Origin of the sequence: Rugamonas rivuli, from assembly GCF_009380165.1 — a bacterium.
Classification (GTDB): Bacteria; Pseudomonadota; Gammaproteobacteria; order Burkholderiales; family Burkholderiaceae_D; genus Rugamonas; species Rugamonas rivuli.
Genome location: NZ_WHUF01000003.1, coordinates 36,162 through 57,980, shown reverse-complemented (window position 1 = coordinate 57,980; position 21,819 = coordinate 36,162). Strand labels below are relative to the sequence as shown.

Genomic DNA, 21,819 nt, shown 5'->3' with positions numbered 1-21,819 from the left:
ATGGAAAACCGTGGCGCCTACTAAAATACTGGTGCATAATGGGTAACGCCTGTCTTATGTCTTATAGAAGACCTAAGATTCATGTGTTAAACTGGCAACAAATTCATGCTCCGTGAGCAGCCAGCTGCTTGCCGAGCGCCCACTTCGGAGAACACGATGTATCAGCATATCAAAGTACCTGCCGACGGCCAAAAAATCACCGTCAACGCCGATTTTTCCCTGAATGTACCAGATAACCCTATCGTTCCCTACATCGAGGGCGATGGCACCGGTGTCGACATCAGCCCGGTCATGATCAAGGTGATCGACGCGGCGGTCGCCAAGGCCTACGCAGGCAAGCGCGCGATCCGCTGGATGGAAATCTTTGCCGGCGAAAAATCGACCACCGTGTACGGCCCGGACGTGTGGCTGCCGGAAGAAACCCTGACCGTGCTGAAGGACTACGTGGTGTCGATCAAGGGCCCGCTGACCACGCCGGTCGGCGGCGGCATCCGCTCGCTGAACGTGGCGCTGCGCCAGCAGCTGGACCTGTACGTCTGCCTGCGCCCGGTGCGCTACTTCACCGGCGTGCCATCGCCGGTCAAAGAGCCGGAGAAGACCGACATGGTGATCTTCCGCGAGAACTCGGAAGACATCTACGCCGGCATCGAATACCAGCAGGGCTCGGAAGGCGCGAAGAAGCTGATCGACTTCCTGGTCAAGGAAATGGGCGTCACCAAGATCCGCTTCCCGGAAACCTCGGGCCTGGGCATCAAGCCGGTGTCGATCGAAGGCACGCAGCGCCTGGTGCGCAAGGCGATCCAGTACGCGATCGACAACGACAAGCCGTCCGTGACCATCGTCCACAAGGGCAACATCATGAAGTACACCGAAGGCGGCTTCCGTGACTGGGCCTACGAACTGGCGCAGAAGGAATTCGGCGCGCAGCTGATCGACGGCGGCCCATGGTGCAAGTTCAAGAATCCGAAGACCGGCCGCGACATCACGATCAAGGATTCGATCGCCGACGCGTTCCTGCAGCAGATCCTGCTGCGTCCGGCGGAGTACAGCGTGATCGCCACCCTCAACCTGAACGGCGACTACATCTCGGACGCGCTGGCGGCCCAGGTGGGCGGCATCGGCATCGCGCCGGGCGCCAACCTGTCGGATTCGGTCGCGATGTTCGAAGCCACCCACGGCACCGCGCCCAAGTACGCCGGCAAGGACTACGTGAACCCGGGCTCGCTGATCCTGTCCGCTGAAATGATGCTGCGCCACATGGGCTGGATCGAAGCGGCCGACCTGATCATCAAGGCGATGGAAAAGGCCATCGATTCGAAGCGCGTGACCTACGACTTCGCCCGCCTGATGGAGGGCGCGACCCAGGTGTCGTGCTCCGGCTTCGGCGACGTGATGATCGAGCAGATGTAAGCCATGCGCGCCGGCCTTCGCCAGCGCACAAAAGCCCCGCTCCCGCGATGGAGCGGGGCTTTTTTTTGATGGAGCGATGATGACGTCTTCTTCGGCGCCGGCGGCGCCCACGCTGTGGCAAGCCTTCCGCTTCTGGCTCAAGCTGGGCTGCATCAGCTTTGGCGGGCCGGCGGGACAGATCGCCATCATGCACCAGGAGCTGGTCGAGCGCCGGCGCTGGATTTCCGAGCGCCGCTTCCTGCACGCGCTGAACTACTGCATGCTGCTGCCCGGCCCCGAGGCGCAGCAGCTGGCCACCTACATCGGCTGGCTGTTGCACCGCACGCGCGGTGGCATCATCGCCGGTGCGCTGTTCGTGCTGCCGTCGCTGCTGTTGCTGGTGCTGCTGTCGTGGCTGTACATCGCCTACGGCCAGCAACCGCTGCTGGCTGGGCTGTTCTATGGCATCAAGCCGGCCGTCACCGCCATCGTCCTGCAGGCCGCGCACCGCATCGGCACGCGCGCCTTGCGCAACGGCTGGCTGTGGGCGATTGCCGGCGCGGCCTTCGTGGCGGTGTTCGCCTTGCAGCTGCCGTTCCCGCTGATCGTGGCGGGCGCCGCGCTGGCAGGCTACCTCGGCGGCCGCTACCTGCCGCAGGCCTTCAAGATAGGCGGCGGCCATGGCGCCGCCAAGGCCTCGTACGGCGCCGCCGTGATCGACGACGAGACGCCGCCACCGCCGCATGCGCAATTTCGTTGGCGGCGGCTGGCGCTGGTTGCAGCCAGCGGAGCACTGCTGTGGCTGGCGCCGATGGCGCTGTTGCTATCGACGGTGGGCTGGCAGCATGCCTACACGCAGATGGCCTGGTTCTTCACCAAGGCCGCCTTGCTGACTTTCGGCGGCGCCTACGCGGTGCTGCCCTATGTGTACCAGGGCGCGGTGGCGCACTACGGCTGGCTGACGCCGCTCCAGATGATGGACGGCCTGGCGCTGGGCGAGACCACGCCCGGCCCGCTGATCATGGTGGTGGCGTTCGTGGGCTTCGTCGGCGGCTACGGCCTGGCGCCGTCCGGCGAGCTGGCTGCGCCGCTGGCGGGGGCCGTGGCGGCCACGCTGGTGACGTGGTTCACCTTCCTGCCGTCGTTCGTGTTCATCCTGGCCGGCGGTCCGTTGGTCGAAGCCACGCGTGACGACCTCAACTTCACCGCGCCGCTGACCGGCATCACGGCGGCCGTGGTCGGCGTCATCCTTAACCTTGCGCTGTTCTTCGCCTGGCATGTGATCTGGCCGGCCGGTTTCGATGGCGCGCCCGACTGGGCGGCCGCGGCGATTGCGCTGGCGGCGGCGGTGGGCTTGCTGCGCTACCGGCAGAAGGTGCCGCATGTGATCATGGCCTGTGCCGTGGCAGGCCTGGCGCTCAAGCAGCTGGCTCTGGTGCTTTGATGGAAGGGCATGGCGGTTGGCTACTGCCCCTCAATGAAAACCGGGCTTAGCCGCCGACGCTGCCTTCGCAGCTGTCCTGGCACGAGTAGAGGTTAACCTCGCAGGTTTCGGTCGGCTGGCCGGATCGTATGCACATCCGGTACTCGACGACGCAGGTGTGGTAGCAGCTGCTGGCCCAGGCCGATGCCGATGCCGCACCGACGCCGATGGCGAACACAAACAATTTCAGTTTCTTATTCATCAAGACTCCTCCAAAGTGACTGGACGTAGACCATGCCTGCAACCGTGCCGTCCATGTACACGGCCCCCAAACCGGATGGCGCTCAGCGGCGTGCCGCGGGTTTCAGCTGGTCGAGCGCGGCTTCGATGACCGGCAGCTTGAAGCCGGTGATGCGGCGGTTGCCGATCAGGATCACCGGCACGGCGGTCTCGCCGAAGCTGCGGTAATCCTGTTGGCCCTTGCCGGCGTGGCTGACGTCGACATCGGCGTAGGGGATGTTGTGCTCGCTCAGGTAGTCGCGGGTCAGCTGGCAGTAGGGGCAGGTCTTGGTGCCGTACAGCACCACCTTGGTGGAGGCATCCGGATAGTAGGATTGGAAGTTGCCTTCGACGTAGGCCGGGGTCAGCCACTGCGGCACTTTGGTGGCGATCCGGCCGACGCCCAGGCCCAATCCCAGTATCGCGGCGTAGATCAGGACGGTTTTAATTTGCTTGATGCGCGTGCTATTCATATGGCCCTTGGTAAGAGACGAGCGGCGGCTTCGATGATGCCTTATGGTCATCATTAGCTTAATGCATAAGATTATGCATTTCTCAACTTTGGCGATTCTATTGAATTGTCACGGCGGGACGCGATTGTAGGAGTTCTGCAACACTTGCCGCTGGGGTAGGGGCGAAAAAAAACCTCGCGGTGCGAGGTTTTTCACATCTGCTGCTTAAAAAATTAAGCCGATTGGATGTTGGAAGCTTGCTTGCCTTTAGGGCCTTGCGTGACTTCGAATTGAACTTTTTGACCTTCTTTGAGGGTCTTGAAACCGTTCATGTTGATTGCGGAGAAGTGAGCGAACAAATCCTCGCCGCCGTCATCTGGAGTGATGAAGCCAAAACCTTTGGAATCATTGAACCACTTAACTGTACCTGTTGCCATAAAAAGAACTTTCAAAATTAAAACGGATCACACGAGCCATAAAAGCAAGAAGCTTCTTGCCCCCTCCTCACGCCTCACTTCTTATCAACATGTACATTTCTGCACGCAGCCGATAACGCATTGTTAGCGGATCAAATTCCAAAGTCAAGCAGATTTGTATGCATTTTGCTACTTTTAACTCAATTGGTGAAAAAGCAACTCTTGATTTTGGCGGATGGGTCGCCATCTGCGTCAAGTTCAGAAAACGCGTAAGATGGAAAACAATTGGATGTGCATAGTGAAATGCACATTGCATCAACCCCGAAAGCATTAGAATATAAGCGTATGGCAACCAAGCATGATACCGAAACCCTCTTGGAGCGGCAAACGCTGAAGCCGCCACCTCTGTACCAGGTGGCGTTGCTCAATGATGACTATACCCCGATGGAATTCGTGGTCGCCATCATTCAGGAGTATTTCAACAAAGACCGTGAAACCGCCACGCAGATAATGCTCAGTGTTCACCGCTACGGCAAGGGAGTGTGCGGCGTGTTTTCAAAAGACATAGCCTGTACCAAAGTGGAGTTCGTTTTAACGCATGCGCGCAAGGCGGGGCATCCCCTGCAGTGCGTGATGGAGGAAGTATGATTGCGCAGGAATTAGAAGTAAGTTTGCACATGGCGTTTGTCGAAGCTCGGCAGGCACGGCACGAATTCATCACGGTGGAGCACTTGCTGCTGGCCTTGCTTGACAATCCTTCGGCTGCCGAAGTGTTGCGTGCTTGCGCCGTCAACATCGAAGACTTGCGCAAGACGCTGACCAACTTCATCGGCGACAACACGCCGACCGTGCCTGGCACGGGCGAAGTGGACACCCAGCCTACGCTCGGCTTCCAGCGCGTGATCCAGCGCGCGATCATGCACGTGCAGTCGGCCTCCAATGGCAAGAAGGAAGTCACCGGCGCCAACGTGCTGGTGGCGATCTTCGGCGAGAAGGACTCGCATGCGGTCTACTACCTGCACCAGCAGGGCGTGACCCGCCTGGACGTGGTCAACTTCATCTCGCACGGCGTGCGCAAGGACCAGCAGGCCGATGCCGCCAAGGCGTCGGAAGGCGTGGAAGAGGGCGCGCCGGGCGGCGAAGGCCAGACCAAGGAATCGCCGCTCGACCAGTTCACGCAGAACCTGAACAAGGCCGCCGCCGAAGGCAAGATCGATCCGCTGATCGGCCGCGAGGACGAAGTCGACCGCGTGATCCAGATCCTGTGCCGCCGCCGCAAGAACAATCCGCTGCTGGTGGGTGAGGCAGGCGTGGGCAAGACCGCCATCGCCGAAGGCCTGGCCTACCGCATCACCCAGAACGACGTGCCGGAAATCCTGTCGAATGCCGTCGTGTATTCGCTGGACATGGGCGCGCTGCTGGCAGGCACCAAGTATCGCGGCGATTTCGAGCAGCGCCTCAAGGCCGTCCTCAAGCAATTGAAGGACAACCCGAACGGCATCCTGTTCATCGACGAGATCCACACCATCATCGGCGCCGGCTCGGCTTCGGGCGGCACGCTGGACGCGTCCAACCTGCTGAAACCGGCCCTGGCCAACGGCCAGCTGAAGTGTGTCGGCGCGACCACGTACACGGAGTTCCGCGGCGTGTTTGAAAAAGACCACGCGCTGAGCCGCCGCTTCCAGAAAGTGGACGTCAACGAACCGACCGTCGAGCAGACCGTGCAGATCCTGCGCGGCCTGAAGTCGCGCTTCGAAGAGCACCACGGCGTCAAGTACTCGTCGTCGGCGCTGTCGACGGCGGCCGAGCTGGCGGCCCGCTTCATCAACGACCGCCACCTGCCGGACAAGGCCATCGACGTTATCGACGAAGCCGGTGCGGCGCAACGCATCCTGCCGAAATCGAAGCAGAAGAAAACCATCGGCAAGACCGAGATCGAGGACATCATCGCCAAGATCGCGCGCATCCCGCCGCAGACCGTCAACCAGGACGACCGCAGCAAGCTGCAAACCATCGACCGCGACCTGCGCAACGTGGTGTTCGGCCAGGATCCGGCGATCGAAGCGCTGGCTTCGGCAATCAAGATGGCGCGTGCTGGCCTGGGCAAGACCGACAAGCCGATCGGCTCCTTCCTGTTCTCCGGTCCTACCGGCGTCGGCAAGACCGAAGTGGCGAAACAGCTGGCCTTCATCCTGGGCATCGAGCTGATCCGCTTCGACATGTCGGAGTACATGGAGCGTCACGCCGTGTCGCGCCTGATCGGTGCGCCGCCGGGCTACGTCGGTTTCGACCAGGGCGGCCTGCTGACCGAAGCCATCACCAAGAAACCGCATGCGGTGCTGCTGCTGGACGAGATTGAAAAAGCCCATCCGGACATTTTCAACATCCTGCTGCAGGTGATGGACCACGGCACGCTGACCGACAACAACGGACGCAAGGCCGACTTCCGCAACGTGATCATCATCATGACCACCAACGCGGGCGCCGAGAGCTTGCAGAAGGCCACGATCGGCTTCACGAATTCCAAGCAGGCAGGCGACGAGATGGCCGACATCAAGCGCATGTTCACGCCGGAGTTCCGCAACCGTATCGACGCCACCATCAGCTTCCGTGCGCTGGACGAGGAAATCATCCTGCGCGTGGTCGACAAGTTCCTGATGCAGCTGGAAGAGCAGCTGCACGAGAAGAAGGTCGAAGCCATCTTCAGCGAGAAACTGCGCAAGTTCCTGGCGAAGAAAGGTTTCGATCCGCTGATGGGCGCACGCCCGATGGCGCGTCTGATCCAGGACATGATCCGCAAGGCGCTGGCCGACGAGCTGCTGTTCGGCCGCCTGGTCACTGGCGGCCGCGTGACGGTCGACCTGGACGAGAAAGACCAGGTCAAGCTGGACTTCCCGGAACCGCCGGACGCCGCGCCGACGATCCCACCGGAAACCGTCGAAGTCGAATAAGCCCTTCAGGCCTCATAAAGAGCCCGCCCACGCAAGTGGCGCGGGTTTTTTTTACGTCCGGCCCGCGCCATATCGCTAAAAGCATGGGATGTGAAAGAAGCGTTATTCTTTTTACCCCCAAGCTGTGCCAGAATTGTCGTTCCATTTGACAAACATTGAAACTGTCCCATGATCCCGACTTCCCTGCGCCTCCGTCCTCTCGTCCTGATGTTCCTGTCCGCCGGCCTGCTGTCCGGCACCGCCTCCGCCGCCGACGCCTACTACCGTTTTCCCGCCATCCGATCCGACGCCGTGGTCTTCACCGCCGAGGGCGATCTGTGGAAGACCGGCGCCCACGGCGGCGCCGCACAGCGCCTGACCACCCACCCGGCAGCCGAAACCAACGCCGCCATCTCGCACGATGGCAAGTGGATCGCCTTCTCGGCCTCGTACGAGGGCGGCCAGGAAGCCTACGTGATGCCGCTGGCCGGCGGCCTGCCCAAGCGCATCACCTTCGAGAACGGCGCCGTCTCCGTGCTGGGCTGGACCGCGCAGGGCGAAGTGCTGGTGACGACGCTGGACAGCAAGGGGCCATCGCGCAACAACGTCATCGCAGCCGTCAAGCCGGGCGACCTGCAACGCCGCGTGTTCCCCGTGGCCGAGGCCAACGACGCGGTGCTCGACGACGCCGGCAAGACGCTGTACTTCACCCGCAACGGCCTGGCGCTGACCAACGACAACGTCAAGCACTATCGCGGCGGCGCCCACGCGCAGCTGTGGCGCTACGACCTGGCCGGCAACGCCGAAGCCGCGCCGCTGCTGCCCGCCGACGCCGGCAACAACAAGCGGCCGATGTGGTGGCAGGGCCGCGTCTACTTCATCAGCGACCGCGGCGGCTCCGACAATCTGTGGTCGATGGCGGCCGACGGCAGCGATCCGCGCCAGCTGACCAACCACACTGACTGGGACGTGCGCAACGCCGCGCTGGGCGACGGCCGCATCGTCTACCAGTTGGGCGCCGACCTGCACGTGCTGGACCTGGCCTCCGCCAAGGATGAACAGCTGGCCATCAGCCTGGTCTCCGACTTCGACCAGCAGCGCGCACGCCAGATCCGTTCGCCGCTGGACAACCTGACCAACGTACAAATCTCCGGCAAGGACGAGCGCCTGGTGCTGACCGCGCGCGGCCGCGTCAGCGTGGCCGGCACCGGCTCGCAGCGCCGCGTGGAGATCGCCGTGCCGGAAGGCGCGCGCGCCCGCGAGGCGGTGTTCAGCCATGACGATAAATGGGTCTACGCCATCGTCGACAGTACCGGCGAAAACGAAATCTGGAAATTCGCCGCCGACGGTTCCGGCAAGGGCGAGCAATTGACCAGGGACGGCAACCACCACCGCTGGCAGCTGTACCCGTCGCCGGACGGCCGCTGGCTGGCCCACACCGACAAGAAAGGCCGCCTGTGGCTGCTGGACCTGGCGACCAAGGCCAACACCGTCATCGACGACGGCAGCAAGGTCGGCTCGGACCGGCACGATGAAATTCTGTGGGCCGGCGACAGCAAGAACCTGGCGCTGGTGCGCGCCGGCAGTACCGAGCAGCGCGAGCAGATCGGCCTGTACAACCTCGAAGCTAAGCAGCTGGCCTTCGTCACCGGCGACCGCTACAACTCGCGCTCGCCGGCGTTTTCTCCGGATGGCAAATGGCTGTACTTCCTCTCGGCCCGCAACTTCCAGCTGGCGAATGGCTCGCCGTGGGGAGATCGCAATATGGGACCGGTGTTCGACAAGCGCACCGGCGTCTATGCGCTGGCGCTCCAGCCGGGCAACCGCTTCCCGTTCAAACCGGACGATGAGCTGAACAAGCCGGGCGACAAGCCAGCCGAAGGCGCGGCCGAAAAAGCCGCCGAGCAGGCGGCGGAGAAGGCCGTCGAAAAAGCCGTCGCCAAGACCACGCCGGAGAAGAAGGCTGGCAAGTCGCTGCCGGCCATCGTCTATGCCGGCCTGGCGGATCGCCTGTACGAAGTGCCGCTCGCCGCCGGCAACTACCGCAATCTGCAAATCGACGACAAGCGCCTGTACTTCCTCGACGCCGACGGCAACGAAGGCAAGGCCAATCTGAAAACGCTGGCGATCGCCGCCAACGGTCCGCAGCCGGAAGTCTTCGTCAGCGGCGTGCGCGAATACGACCTCGCCACCGACAAGAAGCACCTGTACTACCGCATCCACGCCGCCAACGGCCCAGGCGATATGCTGGTGGTGGAGGCGGGCGCCAAGGCGCCATCGGACGTATCCAAGGCCAAGGTCAAGGTGGACGACTGGAGCTTCACCTCCAACCCGCGCCTGGAATGGACGCAGATGTTCAACGACGCCTGGCGCATGCACCGCGACTTCCTGTACGACGCCAAGATGCGCGGCGTGAACTGGACCGGCGTGCGCGCCAAGTACGCGCCGCTGGTGGAGCGCGTGACCGACCGCGCGGAGCTGAACGACGTGCTGGGCATGATGGTCAGCGAAGTGGGCGCGCTGCACTCGCAGATCGCGCCGGGTGAACTGCGCCGGCCATCGCCGGAAGGCTCACCAGCCGGCCTGGGGGCGCTGCTGACCCGCAGCGCCGACGGCTACCGCGTCGACCACATCTACCGCAGTGAACCGGAGCTGCCGTCCGAACGCGGCCCGCTGCTGCAACCGGATGTGGACGTGAAGGAGGGCGACGTCATCACCGCCGTCAACGGCAAGCCGGTGCTGGAGGCACGCGACATCGCCGACCTGCTGCTGAACCAGGCGGACAAGCAGATGCTGCTGCAAGTGAAGCGCAAAGAGGGCGGCAGCCGTTCCGTCATCGTCACGCCGGTCAATATGGCGAAGCAGGCCGGCCTGCGCTACGGCGACTGGGAGCAGAGCCGCGCACGCCAGGTGGACGCCGCGTCGCAGGGCCGCATCGGCTACCTGCACCTGCGCGCCATGGGCCCGCGCGACATCGCCTCGTTCGCGCGCGACTTCTACGCCAACGTCAACCGCGACGGCTTGATCATCGACGTCCGCCGCAACAACGGCGGCAATATCGACAGCTGGGTGATCGAAAAGCTGCTGCGCAAGGCCTGGGCCTTCTGGTCGTCGCCGGGTGCGCTGCCCGCGCCGAATATGCAGAAGACCTTCCGTGGCCATCTGGTGGTGCTGATCGACGAATACACCTACTCGGACGGCGAGACCTTCGCCGCAGGCATCAAGGCTCTGGGCTTGGCGCCGCTGGTTGGCAAGCGCACCGCGGGCGCCGGCGTTTGGCTCAGCGATAACAACCGCCTGAGCGACAACGGCATGGCGCGCGTGGCGGAGAACGGCCAGTTCAACACCGCCGACGGCCAGTGGCTGATCGAAGGCGTGGGCGTATCGCCGGACGTGGAAGTGGACAACCTGCCGCACGCAACGTATCAAGGCCAGGACCGCCAGCTGGAAGTGGCGCTGGACCTGCTGGACAAGAAGCTGAAGGCGCAGCCGATCAAGGCCTATCAGCCGCAAACCATCCCCGCGCTTAAATAAGGAGAGACGATGAAGCATCTGTTATCCGCAGCCGTTGCTGCTGCGTTGCTGTCGATGAGCCACGGCGCGCTGGCGCTGCCCAACACCAGCGACACGCGCATGCTGACCGAGCCTGCGCTGTCGGCGCAGCACCTGGCCTTCATCTACGCGGGCGACCTGTGGCTGGCGAACCGCGACGGTTCCTCGCCGCGCCGCCTGACCTCCGACCTTGGCGACAAATCGAACCCGGTGTTTTCGCCCGACGGCAAATCGATCGCCTACAGCGCGCAGGTGGACGGCAATACCGACGTGTACCTGCTGCCCGTCGAAGGCGGCATACCGAAGCGGCTGACCTACCATCCCGGCGCCGACGTGGTGCAGGCCTTCACACCCGATGGCAAGGCGGTGATGTTCACCTCTCCGCGCGCGGCCTTCAACAACCGCTATCGCAAGCTGTTCACGGTGCCGGTGAGCGGCGGCGTGGAGACGGAACTGGAAGTGCCGAACGCCGCCCGCGCCGGCTGGTCGCCGGACGGCAAGCAGATCGCCTACAACCCGTTCTCGCCGGCCTTCATGCAGTGGAAGCACTATCGCGGCGGCACCAACTCCATCCTGTGGCTGTTCAACCGCGCCGACAAATCGGTGCAGAAGATCCCGCAGCCCGCCACGCATTCGAACGATGTCGATCCTGTGTGGGTAGGCGATACCGTCTACTTCCGCTCCGACCGCGACGGCGAATTCAATCTGTACGCCTACGACGTCAAGACCAAGGCGGTGCGCGCGTTGACGCGGCATACCGACTTCCCGGTGCTGAACATCGCCGCCAACGGTGGTGGCATCGTCTACGAGCAGGCCGGCTATCTGCATGCGCTGGACCTGGCCAGCGGCCAGTCGAGCAAGCTCACCATCGGCGTCAACAGCGACCTGGGGGCATCGCGTCCGCGCTGGGTCAGCGGCGCCAAGTACATCCGCAACGCTTCGATCTCGCCGTCCGGCGCGCGCGTGGCGTACGAGTTCCGCGGCGAGATCGTCACCATCCCCGCAGATAAAGGCGATGTACGCAACCTGACGCATACGCCGGCCGCGAATGAACGCACGCCAGCCTGGTCGCCGGACGGCCGCTCCGTCGCCTACTTCTCGGACGAATCGGGCGAATACGCGCTGCACATCCGCGCCCAGGACGGCAAGGGCGAGCCGCGCAAGTTCAAGCTCACCGGAGCGGGCTTCTACGACTATCCGGTCTGGTCGCCCGACAGCAAGAAGATCGCCTACACCGACAACGCGTGGACGCTGTACGTGCTGGACGTGGCGACGGGTGCGATCAAGAAGATCGCCAGCGAGCCGCTGTATGGTGTGAGCAAAACGCTGCACGCCACATGGGCGCCGGATTCGCGCTGGATCGCCTACGCGCTGAACTCGATGACCTACACCCGCAGCGCCTATATCTACTCGCTGGAGCAGAATAAATCGTGGCCGGTGACGGACGGCTTGTCCGACGTGGTCGATCCGGTGTTCGACAAGAGCGGCAAGTACCTGTACTTCTTCGCCTCGACCAACGCGGGACCAAGCAACAACTGGTTCTCGCAGCAGAACGAGGACAATCGCGTCACCCGCACGATCTGGATGGCGGTGCTGCGGCGCGACCTGCCGTCGCCGCTGATCAAGGAAAGCGACGAGGAGAAGAGCGCATCGTCGGCCACGCCGCCGGCGCAGGCGTCGGCCAAGGAGCCTGCCAAGGCGGAGCCGCCCAAGGTCGATCCGAAGACGGGCCGCGACGATCCCAAGGTAACGGTGGCGCCGGTGGCGCCGATCTCCATCGACTTCGAAGGCATCGAAAACCGCATCGTCGACCTGCCCGTACCTGCGGCCGCGCTGTCCGATCTGAACGCAGGTGAAGCAGGGCAGATCTTCTTCCTGCGCGAGAACGACGGCAAGAAAGCCATCCAGCGCTTTGACCTGAAAGACCGCAAGGCTGAAACGCTGCTGGCCGAAGCCGACGAATACGAAGTCTCCGCCGACGGCAAGAAGATCCTGTACCGCCTGAAGGAAGCCTGGGCCATGGGCAGCGCCACCGCCAAGACGCTGACGCCGGGCGAAGGCAAGATCAAGGTCGAAGCGATCGAAGTGCGCGCCGAACCGCGCGCCGAGTGGGAGCAGATCTTCAACGAAGCCTGGCGCATCAACCGTGACTTCTTCTACGACCCCGGCATGCACGGCGCCGACTGGAACAAGATGCGCGCAAAGTACGCGCAGTTCCTGCCGGAGCTGTCCAGCCGCGCCGATCTGAATCGCCTGATCCAGTGGCTGTGCAGCGAGTTAGGCGTAGGCCACCATCGCGGCGGTGGCGGCGACTTCTTCACCGACGCCAAGCCGGTGCCGGGCGGCCTGCTGGGCGCCGACTATGAAGTGAACGACGGCCACTATCGCTTCAAGAAGGTCTACGGCGGCTTGAACTGGAACCCGGCGCTGCGCGCGCCGCTGACCGAGCCTGGCCTCAACGTCAAGGCCGGCGAGTACCTGCTGGCGGTCGACGGCCGTCCGCTGCTGGCGCCGACGAATCTGTACAGCGCCTTCGAGAACACCGCCAACAAGGCTATCGACATCACCGTCGGCCCGAACGCGGACGGCAGCAAATCGCGCACCATCACCGTGGTGCCGGTGGCGACCGAGGATGCGCTGCGCAACCGTGACTGGATCGAAGGGAATATCCGCAAGGTCAACGCGGCCACCGGCGGCAAGGTCGCCTACGTCTACGTGCCGAACACCGCGACGCTGGGCCACACCTACTTCAAGCGCTACTTCTTCCCGCAGGCCGACAAGGACGCCGTCATCATCGACGAACGCTTCAACGGCGGTGGCAGCGTGGCCGACTACTACCTGGAGATTTTGCAGAAGAAGGAGATCGCCTGGTGGACCATGCGCTACGGCGCCGACATGAAAACGCCGTCGGCCTCGATCCAGGGACCGCGCGCGATGTTGATCGATGAAACGGCCGGCTCGGGCGGCGACCTGCTGCCGTGGATGTTCCGCAAAAATCAAATGGGTCCGCTGATCGGCAAGCGCACCTGGGGTGGCCTGGTGGGCATCCTTGGCTTCCCTACGCTGATGGATGGCGGCGGCATCACCGCGCCCAACCTGGCCTTCTGGACCCGCGACGGCGGCTGGGGCGTGGAGAACGAAGGCGTGGCGCCGGATATTGAAGTCGACCAGAATCCGGCCGACGTGATCGCCGGCCGCGATCCGCAACTGGAAAAAGCGATTGAGGTCATCAAGGCCGAACTGGCGAAGAACCCGCCGGTGCGCCCTGTGCGCCCGGCCTTCCCGATCAAGGCGAAGTAAAAGTGTTCGGAAGTGAACAGCGATAACGTTCACTTCCGAACATTGCGCGCTGATTTTGTCCGTCCTGGCATCCCAAAGCCCGTGGCATGGATGTTGCAACACTGGGGTATTTCCCTCAACGGACCAAACACATGAAGCTTGGAGACTTTCGTATCGGCTGGCGCACCCTGATCCAGGAGCCGGCGTACACATTGGCGGTGGTGCTTGGCCTTGGTGTCGGCTTGGCGGCGGGCCTGCTGCTGCTTGGATTCGTGCGGTATTCGATGGAGTACAACGCGCACATCCCGGAGGTCGACAGCATCTACGTCGTCAAGCAGTACTACAACGTCGATCCGGCCGAGCCGCTGCATGAAGTGGCGCCCTTGTTCCTGCGCGAAGCGGCGCTGAAGGCGCCTGGCGTGGCCGACGCCACCAGCTACATTCCTGCGCGGCCGGAGATCGATCCGCTCACCGTGCGGATCGGCAGCAAGGTGCTGCGGGTGGGAGGCCTGACCGTGCTGCCGGGCTTCCCACAGACGCTGGGCTTGAAGGCTGTGCAGGGCGACCTGTCGGCGCTGGACAAGCCCAATCTGTTCGTCATCACCGAAGACGCCGCGCTGCGCTTGTTCGGCACCCGCGATGCGCTGGGCCGCACCATGCTCAATGAGGGCAATATCTTGCAGGTGGGCGCCGTCGTACGTACGCCGCCGTCGAATACGACGATCTCGTTCGAGGTGCTGTTCGGCGTGAACTCCGTCGTGGCGGGCAAAGACATCCGGCACGAGATGCTCACCGGCGAACATGGCTGGATGGGCAAGCTGCTGATACGCGTGCGGCCCGGCGCTTCGCTGACGACGATACGGGACCGTCTGCAGCAGGTGGTCGACACCACGCCTAGCGTGCAGCGCTTCCCGCCGGAGACGCGCGAGCGTCTGGGCAAGCGACGCGCCATCGAGCTGGTTCTGTCGCCGCTGCGCGATGCCTATTTCGATTACAAAGTCGCGGACAGTCCGATGTCGAAGGCGCATGAGCGGGGCAACCCGGTCGTCGTGGCCGGGATCGCGGCGGTGGCAGTGCTGATCCTGGTGCTGGCGGCGATCAATTATCTGAACCTGACCACTGTGCGCGTGCTGCGTCGCCAGCGCGAGGTGGCGATGCGCAAGGTGCTGGGAGCCGGCGTCGGGCAGTTGATGCGGCAGTTCCTGGTCGAGTCGCTGATGGTGTCGACGGCGGCGACGCTGCTTGGATTGCTGCTGGCGTGGCTGGCGCTGCCGATGTTCTCGCAACTGGTCAACCGCCATCTGGAAAGCCTGTTCTCGCTGTCGAACATCCTGGCAGCGTTCGGCATCGGCGCGCTGCTTGGCGTGGTGACGGCGATTTATCCGGCCTGGGTGGCGCTGCGCGTGCATCCGACGCAGGTGCTGGCGGGGCGTCCCGACACCGAGTCGCGAGGCAGCATGCAATGGCGCCGCGTGCTCACCGTGGTGCAGGTTGCCACCGCGATGGCGTTCGCCAGCGTGACGATCGCCGTGGCCTGGCAGACCGACTATGCGATGCATGCGTCGCCGGGTTTCGATCCTGCGCCGCTGGTGATCGTCGACATGCCGGGCAGGGTACGGGACCAGCCGCAGGCGCGTGGCTTGTACGCGGCCTTGTCGGCGCAGCCTGGCGTGGAAAGCGTGGCCATTTCCGAGGATCCTGTGGGCCGGCTCGATTGGGCCTGGTCGCGGGAGTTGAAACGTCCGGGTGGTGCGGTGGCGATGATGGAGATGAAATCGGTCAGCGCCAATTTCTTTGAAACGTATCGCATCAATGCGGAGGCGGGGCGGCTGTTCCAGGCGGCGCAGGACAAGGAGGACGACAAGGTGCCGGTGCTGCTGAATGCCGTCGCCGTGCGCGAGCTGGGTTTCGCCAGCAACGAGGCGGCTATTGGCGAGACGGTGCTGTTCACCGGCTTCGACGACAAGGTGATCGCCAAGCGCATCGTCGGCGTGGTGCCGGAACTGCGCTTCCACTCGTTGCGGGAAGCTCCGCGTGCGACCGCGTATGAATTGTGGACGGCGGGTAGTGTGCTGAGCGTGCGTACCAAGGGATCTCCTGCCGATGTGGAGCGCGCCGTGCAGCGGCTGTGGCCGAGCTACTTCCCTGATGCGGTGGCGAAGACCTACAGGGCCAGCGAGGTTCTGGCCGTCAACTACGCGGAAGATGCGCGCGTGGCCAAGCTGCTGGCGATTGCCACCGTCATCGCGCTGGTGATCGCGGCGTTCGGGACGTACGTGTTGGCGGCTAATACGGTGCAGCGGCGCGCGAAGGAGATCGTGCTGCGCAAGCTGCATGGCGCGCAACGGCGCGATATCGGCATGCTGGTAGTGCGCGAGATCGGCGTCCTGACGCTGATCGCCGCCACCATCGCATTGCCGTTGGCGGGGCTGGCGATCAACCGCTACCTGGCCTCGTTTACCGAGCACGCGCCGATAGGCTACTGGACCATGCTGTTCGCGCTGGCGTTGACGCTGATCGTCGCACTGATCGCCATCACCCGCCACACGTGGATCGCCATGCGCATGGTGCCGGCCGAGGCGTTGCGGACCTGACCATTAGTGTTTAGAGACTGGCAAGGCTCTTGAACTGCGCGGCGCGGCGGCGGGAGACTTCTACTTCGAGGTCATCGCGCAGCAGCAGATCCAGGCCTCCTGCGTCGTTGGGCGTGACTTGCTCGACGTAGTCCAGGTTGACGATGTGGCGGCGGCTGGCGCGGAAGAAGCGTTGCGGGTCCAGCCTGTCCTCCAGCTGGTTCAGGGAGCGCAGCATCAGCGGCTTGTGATGATCGAAGTAGACCCGCGTGTAGTTGCCATCCGATTCGAACAGGCGCACGTCCTGCAAGCCGACGAACCAGCACCGCTCCCCATCCTTGATGAACAGCTTCTTGGCTGCCGTCGGCGCCACGGCGGGTACGCCGGCCGCCGCATACGCCAGCGCGCGGCTGTGCCGCAAGGAGCAGCGCTGCAAGGCCGCCGCCATGCGCGCCGCCTGGATCGGCTTCTGCAGATAGTCCAGCGCATTCACTTCGAACGCCTGCAACGCGTACTGGTCGAACGCGGTGGTGAAGATCACCTCCGGCGCTTCCTCCAGCGCTGCCAGCATGTCGAAGCCGCTACCGCCCGGCATCTGCACATCGAGGAACACCAGGTCCGGCTTGAGCGCGGTGATCTGCTGGATGCCATCGGCCGCGTTGACGGCCTCGCCGACGATTTCTACTTCTGGGTGGGCCGCCAGCAAACGGCGCAGCTCTGCGCGCGCCAGGCGTTCGTCGTCGATCAGCAGTGCGCGCATCACGCGGCCTCCGGTAAAGTCATCGTGGCGCGTACCCAGCCGCTGTTTTCAGTCAGATCCAGGCTGGCGTTGGAACCCAGCGCCAGCGCCAGGCGCTTGCGGGTGTTGACCAGGCCGACCTTGGTGGAATTGGCAAACGGCAGAATCGCGCCGAGGTTGGCGATCTCGATATGGATCTTGCCGTCGTCCATGCGCTGCGCGCGGATGCGGATCTCGCTGCCGGTGGGGCTGGTCTCGACGCCGTATTTGACGGCGTTTTCCACCAGCGTTTGCAAGGCCATCGGCGGGATGCGCACCTGGTCCAGGCCCAATCCAATCTCCACGCTGACCCGCATGCGCTCTTCGAAACGGATCTTCTCGATCGCCAGATAGGCCTGCACGGCTTCGATCTCCGCCGCCAGCGGCACCGTGTCGTTCTGGCCCGATTGCAGCGCGTAGCGCATCACGCTGGCCAGTTGATCGATCATCTGCGCGGCGGCGTTCTGGTCTTCATAAATCAGCGCGCGCACGCTGTTCATGCTGTTGAAGAAAAAGTGAGGATTGACCTGCGCCTGCAAGGCGCGCAGTTCGGCGTCCTTGGCGCTGATCTCCAGCCGCAGCGCCTCCTGCTCGAAGCGGTTGGCGCGGCGCAGCGACAGCACCGCCATGTAGAAGGTGTTCCACACCAGATAAACTCCCCACCAGAACATCAGCGCGCCCGGTACCCAGTACACGCCGTGCACTTCGCCGAAAGGCTTGATGACCATGTAGCCGACCGTCTGCACGGCGGTATGGATGACGCCCAATACCAGGATCGCCACCATGATGGCTTTCCAGCCCACCCGCACGCCGTTGCGGATCTGGCGCTTGAGCAGTCGGTGCCAGGTGTCCGAGATGATCAAACCCGCCACCACGCCCCAGAACGAAATGCCGAGCATGCGCGGGGTGTGGCTGTCGCCCGGCGTCATGGCGATCAGCAGCAGCGGCAGGAACAGCCAGCCGGCCAGCTGGAACAGCCAGTACCAGTTCAGGCGGGCGAGCAGTGGGCGGTCGTTGGTCATGATGGCTTATTTTAAAAAGTTATCGATGCGATCATACATCCAAGCCGGATCGTCGTACATGATGAAGTGGCGGGCGGTGTCCGCCAGTTCCACTTTGACGTTGGGCAGCTGCTGGTACTGGCTCTTGTACATCTGCTCGAACATCGGCTTGGTGCCATAGTCCTTGTAGGCGTACCAGGCGCCCAGCACCAGCGTCGGCGACTTGATCCGACTTACTTCCCCGCGCAGGTCTTCGCTCATCATTTCGGTCATGGCGTTGATGACGGTGGTGTGGTCGGACAGCTTGCCCCAGCCGGTGGCACGGTCGATGTCTTCCTGCTTGGTGATCATGGTGCGCAGCGTCTTGAGCTGGTTGGCGCGGTAGGATTCGGGGTCCATGGATTCCATGCGGGCGCGCATGTTTGCGGCCATTTCCTTCATCTGCGGAGCGGTAATGCTGGGCATCTGGATCGCCGCCAGTGCAGGCAGCGTGTCGACGATAATCAGGCGACCCACTTGGTCAGGATGGTCGGCGGCCAGCTTCATGCCGAGGAAGCCGCCCAGGCTGTGGCCGATGACGATGGGATGGTCGAATTTGTTGGCGGCGATGTAGTCGCTCAGCTGCTGTTCGACCGCTGGCAGCAGCGGGCCTTCGATGGCGGGCACGCCGGCGAATCCGGCCAGCGTGACAACGTGGCACTGGCGGTTGCCGCAGTAATGGGCGACGGTGCCGTCCCATACTTCGCCGGACGAGGCCAGGCCAGGGATCAGGATCACGGGCGCTCCTTTGCCGGTGACTTCCACCTTGAAGGCAGGATGGGTGGAGGCTGCGGCGCTGCCGGCGGCAACGGCTGGTGCGGCGGCGTAAGCCAGGGCCAGGCTGGCGGCGATGGTGGCGATACGTTGGACGAGCGAGCGTTGCATGTTGACCTCCGTTGTTGTAAGTAAGTGAGGCCATGCTATCGCTGCGGCTCGGCGGCGGCGACGACTACTGGATGAACGGTTTTTTGGCAGGGATGAGCGGTAGGCAGCGAGTACCAGTGCGCTCCCGCAGGCTTATTCGCCGGCTTCGGCCCGCAGCTTGCGCCAGAGCGTGGTGCGGCTGATGCCTAGGTAGTCGGCGGCGGCGTCGCGGCGGCCGCCGAAGCGGGCCAGCACGGCGCTGATGCTTTCGCCAGGTGGACGGGCGGCAGGCAGCGCAGGCGGTGCGGCGCCAGGGACGGGCGCTGCGCGCGCCGCCAGCTCCGGCGCCACGCTGAGCACGAAGGCCGGCGTCAAAGCCTGCAAGGGCTCGGCGGCGAGGAACAGCGCCAGGCGCTCGGCCAGGTTGCGCAGTTCGCGCACATTGCCGGGCCAGTCGTAGCGTTGCAGCAGCGGCGCGCAGGCTGCCATCTCGGCGTGAAGATTGGGATGCGGCCGCGCACCCAGCGACGCCAGCGCATTCTTCAGCGACCATTCGGCCAGCGTCATCACATCCTCCTGCCGTGCGCGCAGCGGTGGCAGCGACAAGCGCAGCACCGCCAGCCGGTAGAACAGATCGGCGCGGAAGCGGCCCTCACGCACGCGCTGCTCCAGATCGCAATGGGTGGCGCTGATGATACGCACGTTGACCGCGATCGGCCGCGTGCCGCCCACGCGCACCACCTCGCGTTCTTCCAGCACGCGCAGCAAACGGGTTTGCAGCGTCAATGGCATCTCGCCGATTTCGTCGAGGAACAGCGTGCCGCGATTGGCCGCCTCGAACAACCCTGCATGGCCGCCGCGCCGCGCACCGGTGAAAGCGCCTTCCTCGTGGCCGAATAGCTCGGACTCCAGCAGCGATTCCGCAATCGCACCGCAATTGACGGCGACGAAGGGGCGGTTCTGACCCAGCGTGCGCGGGCTCTCGCGATGGATGGCCTGTGCCACCAACTCCTTGCCGCAGCCGGTCTCGCCCTGTATCAGCACGGTGGCGGGGGACTTCGCATACAGCAGCACGGACTGGCGTAGCGACTCCATCGCTTCCGAATCGCCGCGTAGGTCGTTGATGCCGTGCTTGGCGCGCAAGGTGTCCGCCACCACGGCGCCGCGTGCGCGGCTACGGTTCGATTCCAGCTGTGCCAACCGCGCCATCTCCAGCGCATCGTCGAAGGCGTGGCGGATCGAGGCGGCCGAGTAGACGAACACGCCGGTCAATCCCGCTTCCTCGGCCAGGTCGGTAATCAGGCCGGCGCCGACGATGGCCTTGATGCCCGCTGCTTTCAGGTCGTTGATCTGGGCGCGCGCATCTTCCTCTGTGGCGTAGGTGCGCTGTTCGACATCGAAGCCGAAGGTGCCGGCGAATTCGGCCAGCTCCGGCAGCCGCTCCTGGTACGTGACGATGCCGATGCGGTCCGACACGCGCCGCGCCCGCGCCAGCGCCTGCATCACATCGAAGCCACTGAACTTGGCGATCACCACCGGCACCGACAGGCGGCCCTTCAGGTACGCCGCGTTGGAACCGGCGGCGATGACGGCGTCGCAGCGCTCGGTGGCCATGCGCTCGCGGATGTGGCGGGCCGCTTCGTCGAAACCGAGGTTGATCGGTTCGATGGTGGCCAGATCGTCGTATTCCAGCGTGATGTCGCGGAACAGGTCGTACAGGCGCGAGACGGAAACCGTCCAGATCACCGGTTTGTCGTTGACGTCGAAGGGCAGGGGAGTGGAATGGCGCATGTTTCAATTGTAGTTCATATGTTTCGATGTTTCAAAATGAAACGTCTGTGAAACGTCGAGTTGCCGTAAGTTGTTGATTTGTATAGGGTGCTTATCTGGCACGCCCCTTGCAATAACTCCCGCAACTTCATCGCAACATTGAAAGGTAACCACATGACTCAATACTCCGCAGGCGCCGCGTTCCGCAAAGCCGTCCAGGAAGAATCCCCATTGCAGGTGGTCGGCGCGATCAACGCCAACCACGCCTTGCTGGCCAAGCGCGCCGGCTTCAAGGCGATCTATCTGTCGGGCGGCGGCGTGGCGGCGGGTTCGCTCGGCCTGCCGGACCTGGGCATCTCCAACCTGGACGACGTGCTGACCGACGTGCGCCGCATCACCGACGTGTGTGATCTGCCGCTGCTGGTCGATGTCGACACCGGCTTCGGCGCCTCCGCCTTCAACGTGGCGCGCACCGTCAAGTCCATGATCAAGTTCGGCGCCGCCGCCATGCACATCGAAGACCAGGTCGGCGCCAAGCGCTGCGGCCACCGTCCGGGCAAGGAGATCGTCACCAAGCAGGAGATGGTCGACCGTATCAGCGCCGCCGTCGATGCGCGCACCGATGAGAACTTCGTCATCATGGCCCGCACCGATGCGCTGGCCGTCGAAGGCCTGGACGCCGCCATCGAGCGCGCCGTCGCTTGCGTGGAAGCGGGCGCCGACATGATCTTCCCGGAAGCGATGATCAGCCTCGATATGTATAAAAAATTCGCCGCCGCCGTCAAGGTGCCGGTGCTGGCCAACATCACCGAATTCGGCTCGACGCCGTTGTTCACCGTGGATGAACTGCGCGCCGCCGATGTGGGCCTGGTGCTGTATCCGCTGTCGGCCTTCCGCGCCATGAACAAGGCTGCGGAAAACGTCTACGACGCGATCCGTCGCGACGGCACGCAGCAGAATGTACTCGACACCATGCAGACCCGCGCCGAACTGTATGAACGCATCAACTACCACAGCTTCGAGCAGAAGCTGGATGCACTGTTCGCCGCACAGAAAAAATAATCAGGAGATCTA

Annotated in this window: 15 protein-coding genes; 8 read left to right on the top strand and 7 right to left on the bottom strand. The window is 63.7% G+C overall.

What is annotated here, in order from left to right:
• Positions 1–156 precede the first annotated feature (156 nt).
• Positions 157–1,410: an NADP-dependent isocitrate dehydrogenase gene (gene icd / locus GEV01_RS10635; protein WP_152804151.1), complete on the top strand. Its 1,254-nt coding sequence runs from the start codon at positions 157–159 to the stop codon at positions 1,408–1,410.
• Between the two features lie 79 nt (positions 1,411–1,489).
• Positions 1,490–2,833: a chromate efflux transporter gene (gene chrA / locus GEV01_RS10630; protein ID WP_152804148.1), complete on the top strand. Its 1,344-nt coding sequence runs from the start codon at positions 1,490–1,492 to the stop codon at positions 2,831–2,833.
• Between the two features lie 46 nt (positions 2,834–2,879).
• Here the strand turns inward: chrA and GEV01_RS10625 are convergent, their stop codons facing one another.
• The 3 genes from GEV01_RS10625 to cspE form a co-directional block, all read right to left on the bottom strand.
• Positions 2,880–3,074: a hypothetical protein gene (locus GEV01_RS10625; protein WP_152804146.1), complete on the bottom strand. Its 195-nt coding sequence runs from the start codon at positions 3,072–3,074 to the stop codon at positions 2,880–2,882.
• An 82-nt stretch (positions 3,075–3,156) separates the two neighbouring features.
• Entirely contained in the window at positions 3,157–3,564 is a 408-nt protein-coding gene (locus GEV01_RS10620; RefSeq protein ID WP_152804144.1) for a glutaredoxin family protein, read from the bottom strand.
• 212 nt (positions 3,565–3,776) lie between these two features.
• Positions 3,777–3,980, bottom strand: a complete 204-nt coding sequence (gene cspE / locus GEV01_RS10615; RefSeq protein WP_008446468.1) for a transcription antiterminator/RNA stability regulator CspE — start codon at positions 3,978–3,980, stop codon at positions 3,777–3,779.
• 324 nt (positions 3,981–4,304) lie between these two features.
• Between cspE and clpS the strand changes: the two genes are divergently transcribed.
• The 5 genes from clpS to GEV01_RS10590 all read left to right on the top strand — a co-directional run bounded on the left by clpS (position 4,305) and on the right by GEV01_RS10590 (position 16,314).
• Positions 4,305–4,607 carry an ATP-dependent Clp protease adapter ClpS gene (gene clpS / locus GEV01_RS10610; RefSeq protein ID WP_008446470.1) on the top strand — a complete coding sequence of 101 codons (303 nt, stop codon included), beginning with the start codon at positions 4,305–4,307 and terminating at the stop codon, positions 4,605–4,607.
• Positions 4,604–6,910: an ATP-dependent Clp protease ATP-binding subunit ClpA gene (clpA, locus tag GEV01_RS10605; RefSeq protein WP_152804142.1), complete on the top strand. Its 2,307-nt coding sequence runs from the start codon at positions 4,604–4,606 to the stop codon at positions 6,908–6,910. The genes clpS and clpA overlap by 4 nt, the downstream gene beginning before the upstream one ends.
• 168 nt (positions 6,911–7,078) lie before the next feature.
• Positions 7,079–10,423 carry a S41 family peptidase gene (locus GEV01_RS10600; protein WP_152804140.1) on the top strand — a complete coding sequence of 1,115 codons (3,345 nt, stop codon included), beginning with the start codon at positions 7,079–7,081 and terminating at the stop codon, positions 10,421–10,423.
• Positions 10,424–10,432: 9 nt separating this feature from the next.
• Positions 10,433–13,741 (top strand): S41 family peptidase, encoded by a 3,309-nt coding sequence (locus GEV01_RS10595; RefSeq protein ID WP_152804138.1) that lies wholly within the window; start codon positions 10,433–10,435, stop codon positions 13,739–13,741.
• A 131-nt stretch (positions 13,742–13,872) separates the two neighbouring features.
• Positions 13,873–16,314 carry an FtsX-like permease family protein gene (locus GEV01_RS10590; RefSeq protein WP_152804136.1) on the top strand — a complete coding sequence of 814 codons (2,442 nt, stop codon included), beginning with the start codon at positions 13,873–13,875 and terminating at the stop codon, positions 16,312–16,314.
• Between the two features lie 10 nt (positions 16,315–16,324).
• Here the strand turns inward: GEV01_RS10590 and GEV01_RS10585 are convergent, their stop codons facing one another.
• From GEV01_RS10585 to prpR, 4 genes are all read right to left on the bottom strand, one after another.
• Positions 16,325–17,053 carry a LytR/AlgR family response regulator transcription factor gene (locus GEV01_RS10585; protein WP_152805590.1) on the bottom strand — a complete coding sequence of 243 codons (729 nt, stop codon included), beginning with the start codon at positions 17,051–17,053 and terminating at the stop codon, positions 16,325–16,327.
• Complete coding sequence (locus tag GEV01_RS10580; RefSeq protein ID WP_152804134.1) at positions 17,053–18,093, bottom strand: sensor histidine kinase; 1,041 nt, start codon at positions 18,091–18,093, stop codon at positions 17,053–17,055. Before GEV01_RS10580 ends, GEV01_RS10585 begins: the two co-directional genes overlap by 1 nt.
• 6 nt (positions 18,094–18,099) lie before the next feature.
• Positions 18,100–18,996, bottom strand: a complete 897-nt coding sequence (locus GEV01_RS10575) for an alpha/beta fold hydrolase (RefSeq protein WP_152804132.1) — start codon at positions 18,994–18,996, stop codon at positions 18,100–18,102.
• A gap of 132 nt (positions 18,997–19,128) precedes the next feature.
• A complete protein-coding gene (gene prpR, locus GEV01_RS10570) occupies positions 19,129–20,766 on the bottom strand; it encodes a propionate catabolism operon regulatory protein PrpR (protein ID WP_152804130.1) in 1,638 nt (545 codons plus the stop codon).
• Positions 20,767–20,919: 153 nt separating this feature from the next.
• On the opposite strand from prpR, the gene prpB reads away from it, so the two are divergent.
• Positions 20,920–21,807 carry a methylisocitrate lyase gene (gene prpB / locus GEV01_RS10565; RefSeq protein ID WP_152804128.1) on the top strand — a complete coding sequence of 296 codons (888 nt, stop codon included), beginning with the start codon at positions 20,920–20,922 and terminating at the stop codon, positions 21,805–21,807.
• Positions 21,808–21,819 lie beyond the last annotated feature (12 nt).

Coding starts and splice junctions, on each gene's coding strand:
- icd (WP_152804151.1), top strand. CDS start 157: ATGTATCAGCATATCAAAGTACCTGCCGACGGCCAAAAAATCACCGTC.
- GEV01_RS10620 (WP_152804144.1), bottom strand. CDS start 3,564: ATGAATAGCACGCGCATCAAGCAAATTAAAACCGTCCTGATCTACGCC.
- GEV01_RS10595 (WP_152804138.1), top strand. CDS start 10,433: ATGAAGCATCTGTTATCCGCAGCCGTTGCTGCTGCGTTGCTGTCGATG.
- cspE (WP_008446468.1), bottom strand. CDS start 3,980: ATGGCAACAGGTACAGTTAAGTGGTTCAATGATTCCAAAGGTTTTGGC.
- GEV01_RS10580 (WP_152804134.1), bottom strand. CDS start 18,093: ATGACCAACGACCGCCCACTGCTCGCCCGCCTGAACTGGTACTGGCTG.
- clpS (WP_008446470.1), top strand. CDS start 4,305: ATGGCAACCAAGCATGATACCGAAACCCTCTTGGAGCGGCAAACGCTG.
- prpB (WP_152804128.1), top strand. CDS start 20,920: ATGACTCAATACTCCGCAGGCGCCGCGTTCCGCAAAGCCGTCCAGGAA.
- GEV01_RS10590 (WP_152804136.1), top strand. CDS start 13,873: ATGAAGCTTGGAGACTTTCGTATCGGCTGGCGCACCCTGATCCAGGAG.
- chrA (WP_152804148.1), top strand. CDS start 1,490: ATGACGTCTTCTTCGGCGCCGGCGGCGCCCACGCTGTGGCAAGCCTTC.
- GEV01_RS10585 (WP_152805590.1), bottom strand. CDS start 17,053: ATGCGCGCACTGCTGATCGACGACGAACGCCTGGCGCGCGCAGAGCTG.
- prpR (WP_152804130.1), bottom strand. CDS start 20,766: ATGCGCCATTCCACTCCCCTGCCCTTCGACGTCAACGACAAACCGGTG.
- GEV01_RS10600 (WP_152804140.1), top strand. CDS start 7,079: ATGATCCCGACTTCCCTGCGCCTCCGTCCTCTCGTCCTGATGTTCCTG.
- GEV01_RS10625 (WP_152804146.1), bottom strand. CDS start 3,074: ATGAATAAGAAACTGAAATTGTTTGTGTTCGCCATCGGCGTCGGTGCG.
- clpA (WP_152804142.1), top strand. CDS start 4,604: ATGATTGCGCAGGAATTAGAAGTAAGTTTGCACATGGCGTTTGTCGAA.
- GEV01_RS10575 (WP_152804132.1), bottom strand. CDS start 18,996: ATGCAACGCTCGCTCGTCCAACGTATCGCCACCATCGCCGCCAGCCTG.